This window comes from Anatilimnocola floriformis, from assembly GCF_024256385.1.
Taxonomy (GTDB): domain Bacteria; phylum Planctomycetota; class Planctomycetia; order Pirellulales; family Pirellulaceae; genus Anatilimnocola; species Anatilimnocola floriformis.
On the sequence record NZ_JAMLFW010000001.1, the window covers coordinates 348957 to 366474 of the forward strand.

14 protein-coding genes are annotated in these 17518 nt (G+C 59.1%); 3 read left to right on the forward strand and 11 right to left on the reverse strand.

The genetic code is table 11. The annotated features are described in order from the left end of the window. Window positions 1–127: 127 nt before the first annotated feature. From M9Q49_RS01395 to M9Q49_RS01410, 4 genes are all read right to left on the reverse strand, one after another. Window positions 128–1057, reverse strand: a complete 930-nt coding sequence (locus M9Q49_RS01395) for a YybH family protein (protein ID WP_254506828.1) — start codon at window positions 1055–1057, stop codon at window positions 128–130. A gap of 137 nt (window positions 1058–1194) precedes the next feature. Beyond that, complete coding sequence (locus tag M9Q49_RS01400; protein ID WP_254506829.1) at window positions 1195–2799, reverse strand: ATP-binding response regulator; 1605 nt, start codon at window positions 2797–2799, stop codon at window positions 1195–1197. Further along, complete coding sequence (locus tag M9Q49_RS01405) at window positions 2799–4307, reverse strand: ATPase domain-containing protein (protein ID WP_254506830.1); 1509 nt, start codon at window positions 4305–4307, stop codon at window positions 2799–2801. The genes M9Q49_RS01400 and M9Q49_RS01405 overlap by 1 nt, the downstream gene beginning before the upstream one ends. 202 nt (window positions 4308–4509) lie before the next feature. Then, the gene (locus M9Q49_RS01410) at window positions 4510–4971 is read right to left on the reverse strand and encodes a hypothetical protein (protein ID WP_254506831.1); all 462 of its coding nucleotides are present in this window, start codon (window positions 4969–4971) and stop codon (window positions 4510–4512) included. Between the two features lie 132 nt (window positions 4972–5103). On the opposite strand from M9Q49_RS01410, the gene M9Q49_RS01415 reads away from it, so the two are divergent. Genes M9Q49_RS01415 through M9Q49_RS01425 form a run of 3 tightly spaced genes read left to right on the forward strand, consistent with a single transcriptional unit; the run spans window position 5104 to window position 9879 of the window. Next, window positions 5104–6228, forward strand: a complete 1125-nt coding sequence (locus M9Q49_RS01415) for a KpsF/GutQ family sugar-phosphate isomerase (RefSeq protein WP_254506833.1) — start codon at window positions 5104–5106, stop codon at window positions 6226–6228. A gap of 51 nt (window positions 6229–6279) precedes the next feature. Further along, window positions 6280–6804 (forward strand): KdsC family phosphatase, encoded by a 525-nt coding sequence (locus M9Q49_RS01420; protein ID WP_254506834.1) that lies wholly within the window; start codon window positions 6280–6282, stop codon window positions 6802–6804. A 21-nt stretch (window positions 6805–6825) separates the two neighbouring features. Beyond that, window positions 6826–9879, forward strand: a complete 3054-nt coding sequence (locus tag M9Q49_RS01425) for a hypothetical protein (RefSeq protein ID WP_254506835.1) — start codon at window positions 6826–6828, stop codon at window positions 9877–9879. A 440-nt stretch (window positions 9880–10319) separates the two neighbouring features. Here the strand turns inward: M9Q49_RS01425 and M9Q49_RS01430 are convergent, their stop codons facing one another. The 7 genes from M9Q49_RS01430 to M9Q49_RS01460 form a co-directional block, all read right to left on the reverse strand. After that, window positions 10320–10850 (reverse strand): hypothetical protein, encoded by a 531-nt coding sequence (locus tag M9Q49_RS01430; RefSeq protein WP_254506836.1) that lies wholly within the window; start codon window positions 10848–10850, stop codon window positions 10320–10322. Window positions 10851–11091: 241 nt separating this feature from the next. Then, entirely contained in the window at window positions 11092–11253 is a 162-nt protein-coding gene (locus M9Q49_RS01435; RefSeq protein WP_254506838.1) for a hypothetical protein, read from the reverse strand. Window positions 11254–11359: 106 nt separating this feature from the next. After that, the gene (locus M9Q49_RS01440; protein WP_254506839.1) at window positions 11360–12097 is read right to left on the reverse strand and encodes a putative 2OG-Fe(II) oxygenase; all 738 of its coding nucleotides are present in this window, start codon (window positions 12095–12097) and stop codon (window positions 11360–11362) included. 90 nt (window positions 12098–12187) lie between these two features. Further along, on the reverse strand, window positions 12188–12835 hold the full coding sequence (locus M9Q49_RS01445) for a hypothetical protein (RefSeq protein WP_254506841.1): 648 nt from the start codon (window positions 12833–12835) through the stop codon (window positions 12188–12190). Window positions 12836–12957: 122 nt separating this feature from the next. After that, on the reverse strand, window positions 12958–14181 hold the full coding sequence (locus M9Q49_RS01450) for a TMEM43 family protein (RefSeq protein WP_254506843.1): 1224 nt from the start codon (window positions 14179–14181) through the stop codon (window positions 12958–12960). 133 nt (window positions 14182–14314) lie between these two features. Beyond that, window positions 14315–15535: a TMEM43 family protein gene (locus tag M9Q49_RS01455; RefSeq protein WP_254506845.1), complete on the reverse strand. Its 1221-nt coding sequence runs from the start codon at window positions 15533–15535 to the stop codon at window positions 14315–14317. 2 nt (window positions 15536–15537) lie between these two features. Beyond that, a complete protein-coding gene (locus tag M9Q49_RS01460; protein ID WP_254506846.1) occupies window positions 15538–17055 on the reverse strand; it encodes a sodium:proton antiporter in 1518 nt (505 codons plus the stop codon). Window positions 17056–17518: the final 463 nt, after the last annotated feature.

A 17518-nucleotide genomic window follows, 5' to 3' on the forward strand; every position in this document is an offset into this window, starting at 1 on the left:
CTCGATCGAGAAGAGCGAATTAGCTTCGTAGGCCGGACCATTGGTCCGGCCAGAACTGTCACTGCCATGGTTTGGCTGTTACCCGCTGCCGGACGAACCACTGGTTCGTCCTACCGGGCGACAATCGTTACTTCGTGCGCTTCAGCACGATTTCTTCCGTGTCGGGCAACTTGCGGCCGCCAACGGTGCGCGACAGCGATTGCCAGGCAAAGGCTTCTTCATCCAGCTTGACGAACGTGGTCACTGCCGTGGTCGGCGTGCCGTCGGCGAGAATCCCTTGCGACTCGATCTGCCAGCCGTTTTCACGCGCAGTCCATTTTCCCATAGTTTGGCCGCCATCGGAAGCAAATAGCCACGATTGCGGCGCGCTGGCGACTGGGTTCCAACCGATGATCTGCACGCCAGCGGCGGTCACCTGACCATCTTTGGTCACTTTGAACGACCGTTCGACAAAGCTCTTGTTGGCGATCCAGCGGCAGGTGACTTCCGTCTTCGCGCCGTGTTCTTCGGCCGACCAATTGCCGATCAGCCATTCGAAATCTTCCAAGTGGCGATAAGCCGATGGCGTCGGCACGTGCGTGTCGCGCACCGAGCTCATCAGCCACTGGCCATCGATCTTCACATGCACGACGGTGTACTTACTGATGGCCGGCGCACCGGCGGGGGCTGGGTCGAGAATGGCCCGGCCATCTTCGATGGCGGCTGAGTCACTCAGCAACTTCAGTGAATCGATCGCCAGTGTGATCTTGTGGCCGGGGTTCTCCGTAAAGAACCGGTCGTATTCTTTTTCAATAGCCTTCCGGCCCGTGAACGTGCTGCCGGTGTCATCAACGTACTCGCCCGACTCGGTCCAGAGCGCAGCAACCGCTTTGGCATCGGCTTTGTCGAACGCAGCAACGAACAGCTTTGACGATTGCCGAATCGATTGCAGTTCGGTCTGCGTATTGGCAGCCGCCGTCGGCTCGGCAGACTTCTTTTTGGCCTTGGTCTCTTGAGCGAACGCGCTCGAGCAGAAGAGTGCCAGGCAACAACTCAAAGACAAGAAACGAACGAGCATGAGGACCTCACTTGGCAGCGTGAAAACCGTGGTCCTTTCAGCATAGGTCGCAAAACAGGGCGCGGATATAGATGAGGGAGCAACGTCCCCTGTCTGGTCCATAGATGTCGATTTATCCATCAAACGTGGATAAACCACTACTTTCGCGAGGTCAGCGCTGCCACTGTCGCGACGAGTTCGGCCGGCTCGACGGGTTTTGAAAGGTGCGCCGAGAAACCAGCGCGCAACGAACGGGTGCGATCTTCGCTCCGGGCGAAAGCCGTCAAGGCGATGGCGGGAAGCTGATGCGAGGTCGCACGCAACATCCGGATTAGTTCACAGCCGTCGACCTCAGGCATGCCGATGTCGCTGATGAGCAGATCGGGATGAAAATTGTCACACAGTGTGATGGCTTCGGCGGCTGAGGTGCCGGTGCGAACATCGGCGCCGCACATCGTGAGGACACGGGCCAGCACACCGAGCGCGTCGCGCTCGTCGTCGACCGCGAGAATTTTTATGCCCTGCAGCGATTGGAACTCCGGCGCGCGAGTCTCATTGAATCGCGAAGGAGATCTTCGTTCGCGCGGTTGCATGGCGAGCAACGAAGAATTCACCGGCAACGAAACGACGAACGAGCTGCCCAAACCTTCGCCCTCGCTTTGGGCTTCAATCTGGCCGCCATGGAGTTCGATCAGTTGCTTGACGATCGCCAGACCGAGCCCCAAGCCGCCGACGCGGCGCGTGGTCGAGCCGTCGGCCTGGCGGAAACGATCAAAGACATACGGCAGGAACTCGGCCGAAATGCCTTGGCCTGAATCGCGGATGGCGATTTCCAAATGTGAATTGAGCCGACGCACAGTGATCCGGACCTCACCGTGCATCGGCGTAAATTTGATGGCGTTCGAAAGCAGATTCCAAATGACTTGTTGCAGCCGGCTGGGATCGCCCAGCACGGTTCCCACCTTGGCATCGAACTGCGTGTTGAGCCGAATCTCTTTCGCCGCGGCAGCAGGCCGCACGGTAGCGATGGCTGCTTCGATGAACATGTTGGGCTCGATGATTTGCACATCGAGCCGCATCTTGCCGCTGATGATCCGGCTCATGTCGAGCAGGTCTTCGATCAATTGGGTCTGTGCGCGAGCGTTGCGTTCGATACTGGCGACCGCTTCTTGACTTTCATTTTCATCCAGCAGACCACGGCCGAGGAGTTGCGACCAACCGAGAATGGCACTCAGCGGTGTCCGCAATTCGTGCGACAGCGTGGCAATGAACTCATCTTTCAGCCGACTGGTTCGTTCGGCTTCCTCGCGAGCCAGACGCTCCTTCTCTAGCAAGTCGCGATTTTGATATTGGCGATGGCGGGCCCACAGGGCTGTTTGGATCGCGGACAAGAACGTGCGCAGCAAGACAGGGCGTTCGACCAGCGTCACATGGCCGAGCAGCTTCAGTTGCTTGCTGATCGCGCCGTCGGTTGAATTGCGCACCAGCGCGATGATCGGCAACTCCGACCACGTCGGCTGATCGTGCAAAGCAGCGTACAGTGGACTCTGAAAGTTGCGTGTTAGGCTATCTTCGGTGATTACTAGTGCCCCAGCCCCGATCCTCAGTTCGTCGATCAGACTAGAGAGTGCCGCGCAGGCTAGTGCGGGAATGCCCGCCTGCGCGAGCAGCGAGACGGAAACCTCTCCATCTTTTTTGGTTGGCGCAAGAATCAGCACGCGCTTTTCTTCGGCCGTCAGCGACATCTGCGGGGCACTCGACATTAATTGCCTCGTGCTTTCGAATCTTCGATGGGCCGACGCTCGGGCACGCCCGTGAGCACGCCGCGAAAATCGGTCAGTGGTTCACCGACGTGCAATCCACGACTATCGATCGACATCTCGCGGATCGTATCTTCGTGATAGCCCGTCCGCTTTTTGACCACCGAAATGGCTTTGCGAACACGGCCCCTGTCTTCGAAGTAACGCATCATGATCACGCAATCGGCCAAGTAGGTAGCATCGACGGGCGAACGCATCGCCGGGCCGATCATCCCTTGTTGGGTTGTCACCAGGATAGTAGTCACGCCGCGATGACCGAAGTAGCTCGTCAGTTCATGCAACTGCACGGTGAGGAAGTTTTCGCCCGGCATCGAATGCATGTAGCCATTCAAGCTATCGAGCACGATCATCTTCACGCCGCGCTCTTCGACTTGCTCGCGCAACAGGTGCACGAGTTGGCCCGGCGAGAACTCGGCAGGATCGATTTGATGAACCGCGATTTGTCCATTATCGATGTATTTTTCGATCGATCGTCCCATGCCATGCATGCGGTCGACCAATGTGGCCACGCTTTCATCAAAGAGCGCGATCGCGACATTTTCGCCTCGTTCGCAGGCAGCCACGACGTACTGCATGGCGAGGCTCGATTTGCCGGAACCAGCCGGGCCGGTGATCAGCGTGCTCGTGCCCGACGTCAGTCCGCCGCCAAGCAAATCGTCGAGTGTCTGCAAACTGCTGGGAACCACGACGCGATTCATACGAATCGGATACTCGCCGGCGACTAATCGCGGAAAAACATCAATGCCGCCCTGGCGAATCACAAAGTCGTGAAAGCCGCCGCGAAAGGAAGAGCCGCGATACTTCGAAATATTCAACCGCCGCCTCTCCGAGCCGTACTCGGGCGTCAACTGCTCGAGCGTGATCACACCGTGCGCGATGGAATAAGGTTGCCGATCAGCGGCGTCGGCCGTGCGATCGTCGAGCAGCATGACCGTGCATTCTCGCCCCATGAAAAATCGCTTGAGCGCGAGAATCTGCCGCCGATAGCGAAGCGAATGTTGCGACAACAGCCGCAACTCCGAGAGCGAATCAATCACAACTCGCTTCGGCTTGAGCTTCTCCACGGCTGCCAGGATTTTTTCGGTGGCTTCACCCAGTTCCACTTCGGACGGATGAAACATGGTGATCTGATCGTCGGTCGAAAGCGCATCGCCACCGGGAATGATCTCGAGCAATTCAATGCCTTCGAGATTCCAGCCGTGACTGTCGGCAACCGCTTTCAGTTCTTGAATTGTTTCGGCGAGCGTCACATAAAGCGTCGTCTCGCCCTTGAGCACGCCTTGCATCAGAAACTGCAAGGCGATGGTGGTTTTTCCCGAACCCGGGTCACCATCGAGCAGGTACAACCGATTGGGCGTCAGACCGCCCGCCAAGACATCGTCGAGGCCGCGGATGCCGATCCGGGCTAAATTCTCCGCTTCGTTTTTGGGACTTTTGATCTTCGTTTCCATGGCAGTACTCGCTTCCTCAGCGTTATCGGTTCCTTGTTGTGTTGAATGGATGACTTGCTCGTGGCGAGCCCTCGGTGCAACTTGCGCGCCAAACGCAAAAACGCCATAAATTGCAGCCAATTAAGTATTTGGAGTGTTCAACGATCGACCGCTCTGGCTATCTGTTCGTCAGCGAGATTTTCAACCCCCGTGCCGCTATAGCTCACTTGCAGGCCATTCCCTTTTTCCGCATGTCATAGGGTTGAATTCCTGGCAGCGGTGAAGGCCGCAGTACGAGCGCGAGTAACGCACCGGCGACGGTTGCCAGCGGCACCGTGAGCAAGCTGAACCAGACGAGAAGCGGGCTGGGAATCTTCAGTAGCCAGTAGAGCGTGCTGCCCCAAATGAGCGCGCCGATCAGTGCGGGAAAAACCAAGCGGCCGCTGCGACAGATCAGACCTGCCACGAGCGCGCCGCCGAAAGAGCCGACCGTGTAAGCGGCGATCAACATCACAAAGGCGATCGTCGGCAACTTTGCGACGGCGGCTTGCATCACTTGGGGATCGGGCGACTGCAAGTCCTCGGGCAACTCGCCCAGCAGTGCGAAGCCACCCAACTCGATTCCGGCGATCAGCGCCATCGCCACGAACAGTCCGGCAAAAAATCCAGCGATGTTTGGCAGCATGATAGTTGGCTCACGATCGGATTGGATTTTTGCGTGCTAGCAGAGCGCCACTTCGCATTGTTCGATTCTGGCGACTTTCTTACAATTCCCCACGGACTCTTTCTATAAAACCAGCGGTCAAGGATGACGGCGATGAGTGCTTTACCGGCGGGCGGCCATGGATTGCTGTCGAGTCTGGAACAATTGCGCCAGGGTCGCGAAGTCATTCGCGCCGAAGCCAACACGTTGCAGGCGCTCGCCGAGCATTTGAATGACGATTTTTGCGCCGCCGTGCAATTGCTCCACTCCTGCCGCGGCAGCGTGCTGGTCGCGGGCATGGGCAAGGCCGGCCTGATCGGGCAGAAGATTGTTGCCACGCTCGCGTCGACCGGCACGCGGAGCCACTTCGTTCATCCCAGCGAAGCCATTCACGGTGACCTCGGCCGGATTCATCGCGACGATGTGCTGCTGGTCCTTTCGTATAGCGGTGAGACCGAAGAAGTCGTCCGCCTGTTGCCGACCGTGAAGCAACTCGGCGCGACCGTGATCGCCATCACCGGTCAGCCGACGAGCACGCTCGGAAAATTCGCGGCCGTCACGCTCGATCTCGGCGCCATTCGTGAAGCTTGCCCGCTCGGTCTCGCGCCGAGCGCGAGCACCACGGCGATGCTCGCGCTGGGCGATGCGCTCGCGCTTGTGCTCAGCCAGATGCGGCACTTCAGCGAGGAAGATTTCGCCCGCTTTCATCCTGGCGGCAGCCTCGGTCGAAAACTGGCCAAAGTCGAAGAAGCCATGCGGCCGCTCGAGCAGTGCCGCATCGCAAGTTCTGAACAAACCGTTCGCGAAGCGCTGCTGCTGCAAAGTCGCCCCGGCCGCCGAACCGGCGCGGTGATGATCGTCGATGAAACCGGTCATCTCGCCGGCATCTTCACCGACAGCGACCTGGCCAAGCTGCTGGAAGCTCGCCGCGAGTCGTGCATCGACGGCCCGCTCGCTGACGTCATGACCCAACGGCCCACTAGAGTCGAACTCGGCACGCGGTTGGTCGTGGCCTGCCAGCTGCTTGCCGATCGGAAGATCAGCGAACTGCCGGTGGTCAACGCACAGGGTCAACCCGTGGGTTTGATCGATATTACCGATGTATGGAATGTGCCGGTGGAGCACAGCGTGGAAGCAAACGAGCGCACGAAAATTCTCAAGCTCCACGCGCCCGGAGAATCGCCGTCGCCGAATTCGAAATCAAATGCCTCACGCAACATCGATACTTATTGGGACTAACCTCCCCAACCCCTAATCTCTAACCTCTAATCCCTTCCTCGCCGCCGCCCCATGAAACTTTCTGACCGCTGCCGACGTATCGAACTACTGCTCTCCGATGTCGACGGCGTGCTGACGGATGGCGGCATTACGTACGACAACCAGGGGATCGAGCACAAAAAGTTTCACATCCGCGACGGCCTGGGCATCAAGCTCTGGCAGCGAGCCGGTTTCAAGTTCGGCGTGCTTACCGCGCGGACGTCGCACATTGTGAAGCTGCGGGCCAGCGAGCTCGGCATCGAGATCGTGCGACAAGGCTTCGAACAAAAGTTGCCTGTGCTCCGCGAAGTGCTGAAACAGTTGAACCTCAAGCCCGAGCAATGTGCCTACATCGGCGATGACTTGACCGACCTGCCGTGCATTCGCAATGTCGGTCTGGGCGTCGCAGTAGCCGATGCTGCCGACGACGTGCAATCGGCGGCGGGCTTCATCACGCGGCTCGCCGGCGGCCAAGGGGCCGTGCGCGAGCTGGTCGAACTGTTGTTGAAAGCCAAGGGGCGTTGGGACGAAACGATTCACCCTTACTTAGCTGATTAACTCTGGCAGACTAACGGACTAATGATTCACCTGCGGCGTTGGATATTCGCGACCTGCGTTCTCATCGTGGCCTATGGCGGCTACGCGTGGGGCATCGCGCCAATGCTGGAACCGCCGCCGGTCGCACGCGGTGTGAACCAAGTCGTCACGCAAGACCCGCGTCCCACTCCGCCGCCCGATGACATTCTCACGCTCTTTCCCGAAGATGCCTGGGAACGCCAAGGGGCCAAGAAAATCGAAACCGAGCAGTTCACGCTGCTGCTCAAGGACTATCAGACCAACACCGACGGCCAGCTGGAAATCAAACCCGCGACGCTCATCTTCTTTGCGACTCCCGAGAAAGATGCGAACGGAAAACCCAAGAGCAAAGGCCGGCCGATTGTCCTCCGCGCGCCGCAAGGAGCGGTGCTGAAGTTCGATAAGCCGCTCGATTTCGCCCGCGCCGAGTTTGGCCGATTGGAAGGTGGCCGGCTGCCAGGCGAGCTCACCATTTTCAGTCCTCCCAGCAAGCCGGGCGCGAACGATGCGTTGCAGATCAACACGCGCAACTTGCAACTTGATCAGCAGCGGGCTTACACGCCACACGACGTCGACTTTCAGTATGGCGAGAGCTACGGCCGCGGCCGCGATCTGACGATCTTCCTCAAGCCGAGCGAAAAAGGTGGCGCCGATACGGCCTTCGGCGGCGTGAGCACGCTGCAGCTATCGCGCATCGAACGGATCCATCTCGACCTGCCCGGCGATTCGCTCGTGCCGAATATGTCTGCGCAACCAGCGGCTGGACCAACCAAGAAAAAAGCCCCGATCGAAATCACTTGTCGCGGCATGTTTGTCTTCGATTTCGATCAACACCTGGCCGCGTTCGACGATCAGGTCGAGATCACGCGGATTCTCGCCGGCGGTTTGCCCGACAAGTTGACCTGCAATCGTCTGCGGATCTACATGGGCGACGATGCTACGAAAAAAGCCATGAACGACAAACTCTCGGCCGCCGCAGCTGCGGGAGTCGAGGTTCCCAATGATCCGCTCCGCGGCGTGGCCGTTTCCAAGATCGTCGCCACCGGCAATCCGGTGATTCTCGAAGGACCGAGCACGGGCTTGTATGTGAAAGCGGCCCGCATGGAACTCATGCCGCCTCTGCGCCGCATCGCGCTCGAGAGTGGCCAGGGTTTGAAGCAAGTCACGCTCAAGCAAGGCCCGCACGTCTTCGATGCTGTGGAGCTGCAGTACGAAATGTCGCCGACCGGCGGCCTCGGCCGGTTGTGGGCCGCGGGACCGGGACACTTACAAACGATTCAACTCCTGAGTGGTCAGCCGCGCACGCTCGACGCCAAGTGGAACAAAGAACTCCGCATTCAACCGCAAGACGGCGCGCAGGTGGTCTCGCTCGTTTCGCAAGCGGCTGTCTCGTTGCAGGCTCTCGGCACGTTTGTCGCCGACGAGTTGCACTTCTGGCTGCAAGAGGTGCCCGCCGACAAAAACACGATGGTTCCCGCGCAGAACGACATGCTCGGCTCGACCGCTTACGGCGCTCAACCGGGCGCGACGGCGGGTCAGCCGAAAGTGCAGATCGTTCCCGATCGCTTGCTCGCGCTTCGCGGCGTGGAAGTGGAATCGCCCAAGTTGCACGCCAAGACCGAACGCCTCGAAGCCTGGTTCTTCAAACCCGATCCCGCGGCAGTCGCTGCTGCCGCAACCAAGCCGCAGCCTCTGCCGCTCAAGCCCGGCACTTCCATGGGGCCAAAGAACGAGCCGCAGGGACCGCCGCAGAAATTCGATGTCACCGGCCAACTCGTGCAGATGCGCGTCGCCAACGGCGAAGGAGTCAACGGCGTCGAAGATCTGACGATTCAAGGAAATGCGTCGATCGATGAAATTCAAACGACGATGCCCGGCGTGGCTCCCCTGAAACTGCGCGGCGAAGCCGTCGAACTCCGCGGCGGCACCACGCCCGACGCCATCGTGCATGTCGTCGGTCAACCGGCCAAGATCTCGGCCCGCGGACTGTCGCTGCAAGGCGATGCGATTCACTTGCACCGCGGCGAAAACCGCGTCTGGATCGACGGCCCCGGCGATGCCACGTTCCCCTTGCCGCAAAAAATTCCGCCGCCGGGCAGGCCCGTCGAGCCGCCGGAGTACATGCGCGTCACCTGGCAGCGGCGGATGAATTTCGACGGCCAAACCGTGCATCTGGAAGAAGACGTGCAGGCCCGCACGGCGACGCAACTGGTGCTGTGCGGAATGCTCGATGCCTCGATCACCGAACGGATCGATTTCTCACAGCCGCAAATCGGCAGCAAAGTCGGCCTGGCCGAAATGAAGCTCGATGGCGGCGTGTATCTCGAAAACAAAACGCTCGACCTCGCTGGGCAGCAGACTTCGTTCGACACGCTCGAAACGCCGAACCTCTACATCAATCAATTGACCGGCGCGATTCGCGCGATCGGCAAAGGCAAGCTCCTCACGCTCCGCAAAGGTGCGATCGCCGTTCCCGGCGCTCCCATGCCCGCCGCACCTGCCGCTGGCGGCGGCGCCGAGTTGCCGCTCACGCACCTGCTGGTTTCCTTCCAGCGCGGCATGGCCGGCGACATGAACAAGCGGACGGTGCAGTTCGAGCAGAACGTCGAAACCGTTTACACGCGCGTCGCCGATTGGCGCGATCGGCTGACCATCGAGATGATCGATCAGCGTGGCTTGCCCGCGCTGGGCGAGCAAGGCATTTTGATGACGAGCGACACGATGCAAGTCGCACAGGTCGTCCCTCCCGCCGGCGGCGAGCCGACTTACGAACTGATCTCCGAAGGAAACACGCGCGTCGACGGCAAAGAGTTCACCGCGCGGGCCCATCGCATTACCTATGCGTCGCTCAAGGACATGCTCGTCGTCAAAGGGGACGGCCGGGCCGATGCCGAACTGTGGTACGCCCAAAAGGGTTCGACCACCCACGCCTATCAGGCCGCACGTGAATTCCGTTATTGGCCGAAGACCGGCGCACTCGAAATTCAAGACGGCGGCCGCGGCGTGATCGAGCTGCAACAACTGGGCAACAAGCCGCGACCGAATCGGCAACGCTGATTGTCGCCGAATTCTCCCAGAGCGAAGGCTGACTTCTATTTGCCACCGCCGGAACTTCGCGGGGCTCGTTCCTAAGCGCGCTTCAGGTTGACCTCAGCCCATCGTTTTCGGAGAAAACGACGACAAACGACAAAGCGCGCTCGGACCAAAGTTGTCCGACCTCGGCGAATAATGAGAGACGTTGCTCTTTCTCAAGCTGGTGGATTTTTTTGCGCTTCGTTGGCGAACGCTGAGTTCCCTACTCGGAGCTGATCGTTGTGAGGTGATGCAATCTGTTGTGAACAACAACAGAAAGTAGTTGTAAAAAGCTGAGAAGTGTTGAGCGAATTTGTGTGGTGTTTTTTGTAAGGTTGGACGGCGAAACGGTTTGCGAGGATCAAGAAGTCGCCACAACTGTTGTGAACCAGCAGCGGTCAGCTGGGAATTCGCGGATTGTTGATTTATCGATAAAAATCGATCCATTGCAGTTTGATCCGCGCTGGATTCTCGGCGAGGTGCTTCGCGGCGATCGGCACTTGGAAGTAGCTGGTTTCTTTTTCGCCTTTGATAAACTTCGCCTCGCTGAAGAGTGGATCGCCGGCCTTCAATTCGCCGACTCGTTTGCCGCTGTGGTAGCTTGACCGCGCGGTATGATCGGCGGAACTGGCGACGGACCACTCGATGGCGGAGTTGCCGTGCGAAACCTTGAGCGACTCCAAGCCGCGGAGGTGCAACTTCAGCGTGATCTCTTTCGGCCAGGCTTCGCCCGAGCGCACCAGGTAGCAGGTATCGATGCCTCGCTCGCAGCGGATTTCGACGATGGCGTGTTTATCGTCGCCGGTGATCGCGACGGTGGTTCCTTCGCGGAACTCTTTAGCTTCAATTCCCGTTGCCTGCTGCGGCGGCTTTTCATCCGCGGCCTGGCTCACTTCTGCGCAAGTCATCAGTATTGTGCTAAGCAAGCCAATCAACAGCCAACCGTTGCGTGCCATCGCCAGTCCTCCTGCTTCCGGGCCCAGTAGATCATTTCAACCTACTGCCAGACTGCAGGGCCGCACAACGGGACGGCTGTATGGCGAGAGATTTTCGTCGGAAGAGTGCGCGTTCGGGCTCAGCGCGAGTTACGACTCTGATTGGTCGTAACTGGTCAGGGAAGGCGTCCGCGAGTATCACTTCTCAAGCGGACGCCGCATGGTGGCTGTTCAGCGATGCGGACTGCTGTTGCCAGCCGGACTACGAAGCCGGGACCAAAGCCTTGGCTTGCCAGGCGAACTTCTTCATCTTGTTGACGGCCTTGCGGCGGGCTTCTTTGCTCTTCAGCGTCTTCAATTTGCCGGCGTACTTCTGGCTGAGGGCAAGCTTGCGGGCGGCGGCGTTTTCAACGGACTTCGACATGGGAAACTCGCGAATCAGAACTGAGTTTTAACGGGCAAACCGAAATAGGAAGCCCCATAGTGTAACCGATGGGGTGGCCCCCTGGCGAGAGGAGCTGGGACGAACTTTAGGTCCGAAAGGTCCCGCGGGCGATATTCGAGGCCTGGTTGGCTTCTTCGGGGACGGCTGGTGGCGGGCCGGGGCTGATATTCCAGGCCAGCGTGATGCGGGGGCGTTGGCCGCGGTAGGGATGCACGAAGTGGACAAACTCGCTGGGAAACATCAGCAAGGTGCCCGTGCGGATATCGGGCAGCAGGCCGCGGGTGGGCCGCTCGGGGTGGGTCGAGCAGCAGTAGGGGATCCGTGGGTCGCTGAAATGGAACCGGCCGGCCAGCTTTTCCTTGGGATCGGCTTCGCCCGGGTCGAGGTAGTACACCAGACTGGCCTGCGAATCGTAATGGCAGTGCGGGTACGAATAATCGCCCGGATCCATCACGTTGGCCCATTGATCGGTCGTGTGGGCCGACGTCTGGTTATATGCCTTGCAGAAAAATAGCAGCGCGCGGCGAGTAAGGAGCCTGGCGGCCGGCAGATCCCAGATCCCGGGATCACGGATCTTTTTGCCGCCAAAACCGAGCATCCCCTGCGGTTGGCGGGCGGCTTGCTGGAGCAGGATGGCGGCAAACTCGGGATGAACCAGATTGCCATCGGCAAAGTTCACGCCAAAGATCCGGAGATCGTCGCGGGTGGTGACCGCCGTGCCGCGCGGCCAATGCACGGTGGTGCCCGCCGCAAAGGCGACGGGTTCGGCATCGACCCGCTCATCGTTGACGGCGGTCAGTTGGAGAGATTCAAAACGTGGCATGAAGACTCCTGGTTTTCATACCAGTGTAGTCACCACGCTCTGCATGGTGAATGTGGTGCGCAAGGATGAAACGCCAGGCAAGGATGGCAATTACTGCACCTTCGCCGTCGCGTCTTCCAGGATGTAGAGCGACCAGGTGTTGCCGTCGTCGCCAGTCTCGGGAACGATCTTCAGCTTCCCTTCGACGACCACGGTCGCGGTGGTGAAGTCGATGGCCTGGCCGGGCTTCATTTCGACCATGGCCAGGTGATCGGCTTGGCCGCCCGGGCCGTATTTGCATTCCTTGTTGCGGAGCAGGATGAACTTTTTGTTGGCCTTGGGCTTGTCGACATTGCCGTGCATCACACCGGTAATGCTGATGCGTTGACCCTCGAGATCCTTCACTTCGTCCTTCAGCATCCACGGCCGAAACGGAATATCGGCTTGCATGCCGAGGATGATATTGTCGAAGGTAATCTTGATCGGATCGCCTGGCTTCCGCGGCGTGCGGTCGGCCTTGGGCCGACGGTTGGCGTCGGGATTGGCGTCGCTGTTTTTCTTCGGCTCTTCCTTGGCTGCAGGCTTTTCCGGAACCGCTTGCGCGAGCACTTGGGCCGCGGGAGGAGCGACGCCGCCCACGCCAGCGCTGGAAGTTTCCGTCGCCAGCGGGCAGCCAGTTTGGGTCAGCAGCGCGGATCCAATCAAACTGGCAATCAAGACGCGCGATCCCTGCCGGATCAAATTGTTGTCATGAGTCATCGTGCGATCCTCATCCAAAACTGCAGCCCCGCGGCTTCCCTTTAAGGATTAGGAACCGCGCGGCTGGCTATCGACTCGTATTTGCGCAGGCATTCCGCCCTGAGTCAACATCACCAGCGCTGCTAGCTGACGATCTCGAGCCCACTGCTGTGCAGTTCCGGCTGTTTCTTTTTGCGGAGCATTCGCCAGCACAAGTAGGCCAGCAGGAACGCGCCGATGAGGACGGCGGTGGCAATCAGCGGTCGATAAAAGAGCCAAGCCACCGAAATGGCAACCGAGCCAACAACCAGCGTGCCAGCGATGGCGATCAGAAACACGCCGCCACTCACGAGGCTGCCCAGGCCAGGAATCCAGTCGGTGAGCGCGGTGAGCGGGCCCATCAGAAACAGGAAGCTGACGAAGATTACGCCCAGCCCAGCGCCGCGGAGCACCCAGGCCCAGAACGCGTTGTCCTTGCGGGCGAGCTCGAACATCTCTTTCGAGGTCAACTTCGCCGGCCGGATTTCGCTGATCGATACGCCCGCCTTGGTGCTGAACGGCTGAAAGCTCGATGCCGTTTGTTCGGCGACGATCGAGGTCGGGCCCGGTTTGACGACATACAACTTCACGCGCACATCGCCGACTTGGGGATGCTCTTCGCTGCCGTTGGCGGCTGCGTCGAACCCGCCGTTGCGCTCGCTGGCGGGCAACTGCGAGAACCATTTGTCGGCCGGCAAATACAACCCGCTGTTGGTTTGCACGGCAGCGTTGCGAATCTCTTCCGGCACAGCGGCAAATTCTTCCGGCGTGAGAGGCCGCGACTCTTCGTTGTCGATGCGGGCGACTTGCAAATCGTTGAGCGTGAACGCGCCGAAGGTCACCTTGTTGGCGACGAACTCCTGGCTTTGGATCGGCATCACGTTGGGATTGTCATAGCCGCTTTTATAAAAATTCCGGCTGCTCTGGATTTTGCTTCGCCAGCTTTTGTCGTACTTGTAAGTAGTCTTGCTGTCCTTCGTCCGCTTTTCTTCTTCCCATTGATACATCTCGACGACGCGCTTCAGCTTGATCGCCGGCGCGGTGAGGCCGATTTTTTCGTCACGCAGTTCGCCTTCGACGGCGGTCTCCCCCGTCACATACACCAGCTTGCCGACGTTGGCCGAGTCGATCTTGTCGGCGGCGACTTCGATGACTTGCTTCTCGCCTTCGTCGAGACTCTGCGCGGTATGCACCGTGCGGCCTTCGTTCCAAAAGAGAAAGCAGCTGCCGCCGAGCAGCAGGACCGGTGCAATCAGCATCCCCATGATCGCGCCGCCGATCCGCGAGCCGAAGGAACTGTTGTTGTTCACGGTGTACGAATCACTCATGCTCGCAGGCTCCAAGGTGGAGATTCAACCAAGATCACTTTTGAGGTATTCGCGAGTATATCGACGATCTTGCGGTTTGCCGTGTAGCGGCCGCTCAACATTGCCGGATGGCGCGAATCTGCCGCCAGTAGGTTCATGCTGTTCGCCGGCGGCTCACACTCCACACGATGCACAGCGTGCCGAACAGCAACACACCGGCAATCACGAACAAGGTGATCGCCAGCGCCGGCCGGTAGTACAACCAAGCCGCGCCGATCAGCGCCGCCGCAATCGCGAGTGTCAAACCGGCCCGGATATAAAACGCACCAGCTGCCACAATGGGTTGCAACCACGTGATCGACGCGGCATACATCGTGAGCGGCGCCATCGTCAGAAACACGCCGACATATATGATGGCGAGCGAGATCACGCGGAAGATCCACGTGCCGTTGGAACTCCAAGCCTTATCGCGCGAGAAGAGTTGCTCAGGTGACTCCCGGCCGCTAAGAAACTTGTCAATGAATCCGCCGGCCTTTGCTTCATAGGGGACGATCGTGTTGCCGACTTGTTTGCCGATGGCAGTCATTTCCTTCGGCAGGCTGGCGTAATACTTCACGCGGATGTCGCCGATCTGCGGATCGTTCAAGATCTGTTCGGTGAGCACTTCGGGCGGCCGATCGCTGAGCTCCAGTTTAGCTTTCGGCCCATCGGCAGCAGCGTAATTCGGCCGCAACAGGAGTTGATCTTCGCTGCGGTACGACTTCCCTCGAGTACCTGGCAGCGAGACGTTGGCTTGTTTTTCGGTGAGTGCGACCGGCGTGTTGGCCGAGAGCTTTCCCTTTTGCGCGCCGGTTAATTCAAACGCGCCGAGCGTAACTCGTTCAGCCTTCCATTCGTCGCCACTGAGTAGGATCGGCGGATTGCTGTGTCCCATCGGCTCTTTGAAGTCGGCCGATTTGATGGGATCGCTGCTCCAGACTTTGTTGTATTCATAGGTGATCGTCGGCGGCACGGCTTTGCCGTCGGGTTCGTTCGGATTTTCGCGGCGCTGCTCCGTTTCTTGCCACTGATAGACCTGCACGTCGCGCTTCAGGCGGATCGCGGGCAACGAAACCATCAGCTCGGGATCGCGGAGCGACTCGTCGGTCTTCACCTCGCCGACGACATGCACCAGCTTGCCTTCGTTCGCCGGATCGGCTTTATCGGCTGCAACCGAAACAACCGCACCAGCGCCTTCGGCCAGGCGAGCCTGCGTCTTCGCCTCGCCACCTTCATTCCAAAAGATGATCCACGCCGCGCCGGCGATGATGGCCGGGCCCAGTCCGAAGCGAAATAGGCCGCCGGAACTGGCGGCATTTCCTGAAGCGCTGCTCATGCTTATCCCCTGAAGAACACGAACGTCACGAGCACGAAAATCGGAATCAACACGCCGCAGCTGTACAGCATATAGCCGAAGAAGCTCGGCATCCGCACGTTGTTTTCCTCGGCAATCGCTTTCACCATAAAGTTCGGGCCGTTGCCGATGTAGGTGTTGGCGCCCATGAAGACCGCTCCGCAGGAAATCGCCTTGAGCAGGCGAACCGCGGTGGGACCTTGGGCGAGGAAGGTCTTCAGGTAGTCGCTCCCTTCAGCGGCAACACCGTTCAAGCCGCACGCGGTGGCAGCCATCGTCATGTAGGTTGGCGCGTTATCGAGAAAGCTCGACAGAGCGCCGCTGACCCAAAAGAACTGCCACGGCTCGCGCATGCCGAACTTCACGCCGAGAATTTCACGGCCACCCTCAGGCTGGCCCCAAGCATTCAGAATCAGCAAAGCCGGGGCCATCGTGATGAAGATGCCGATGAAGAGGACGGCCACTTCGATGATCGGCCCGAACGTGAATTTGTTCTGCGCGCGGTTTTCGTTCGCCGTCGTCAGATAAGCCGCGATCGCCAGGCCTGCCATAATGCCTTGCTGCATTCCCCATGGCCAAGGTTGGTTGCCCGGAAGCTTTACATTTCCCGAGCAATAGATCGTCGCCACGACGCCGAGCAGAAATAGAAAGTTCAAGCCGCCAGAAACGCCGATCGGCTCGTGCTTCATCACTTCTTCGAGCTGCGAACCAGGGCGTTCTTTTTCTTCCCGTGCGAAGACAATCTGATCCCAGACATTAAAAATGACGAGCAACAGCACGTTCACCAGCAACCATTGCTGCCAGAGGTTAACGATCGTCCATTCGAACGGCACGCCTTTGAGAAAACCCATGAACAGCGGCGGATCGCCCAGCGGCGTGAGCAAGCCGCCGCAGTTCGATACCACGAAAATAAAGAACACCACAATATGCGCCACGTTTTGCCGCGTCTTGTTTGCTCGCAGCAGCGGCCTGATGAGGAGCACCGACGCGCCGGTCGTGCCAATGAAACTGGCGACGATCGCCCCGAGACCCAGCAGCGCAGTATTCGCCAGCGGCGTGCCGTTGAGCGAACCTCGCACATAAATGCCGCCGCTGATCACATACAGCGCGGCCAGCAAGATCATGAACGAAATGTATTCCCTCAACTGCTCGACCAGCACATGCCCGCCCGCCCAGTGCATGGCAACCAAGTACGCCATCAACGGCGCCGACAGCCCCACCACGACATAGGCCTTATGGACATTGCTCTCCCACCAGTGCGCTGCATACAGCGGCAAAACAGCAATGCAGAGCAGCAGCAAAACGAACGGCAGCACCGTGATTAGCGGCAGCGTCGGCCCCATCTCGGCAATCTTTTGCTGCAACTCGGCGTGAGCGGCCCCGTCCTGGGCTGCGATTGGCTGCGACATCGCCAGTAAAAAAACAAACGCGAGCAGCGCGGACCAAAAAGCAGGCGACTTCATCATGGGAGCGTAGCCAAGTTGAAAAAACGAAACGCCCATCGTAGCCTCCGCACCAACCGACCAACAGGGTTTTTGCCACCTGCCTTTGCACCTGCGAATCGTCGGGCACTCTTCCCTTAGCTTTCCTTTGCGTCAGAATCTACAACACTTGTGCGGATGGATCGCATTCGCTGAAAGCGATTGCCCAGCCACCACTTACGCTCCAAATCGTCGATTTTTCACAATATTTTCACAACACCTGATGACGATGTTGTTGTTAAGTGTTGCGCACATCACGCTCGCCACAAGCCACTCGCCTGCAGCGACTTGCCGTCGCCCACTAACTCACAACCCTTATTTTTCCACCTTTTGCGGCCACAACAATTCGTTGTTGCTCCACAACTTCGCTTCCCATTACCACAACAACTGCCATGCTGAAGCCCTTCCTCAAGACTATGGGCTTGGCAGTGCAGGGTGGTTTCCGACAACCAAATTGTGAATGAGCAAAACACCAATCGCGCCA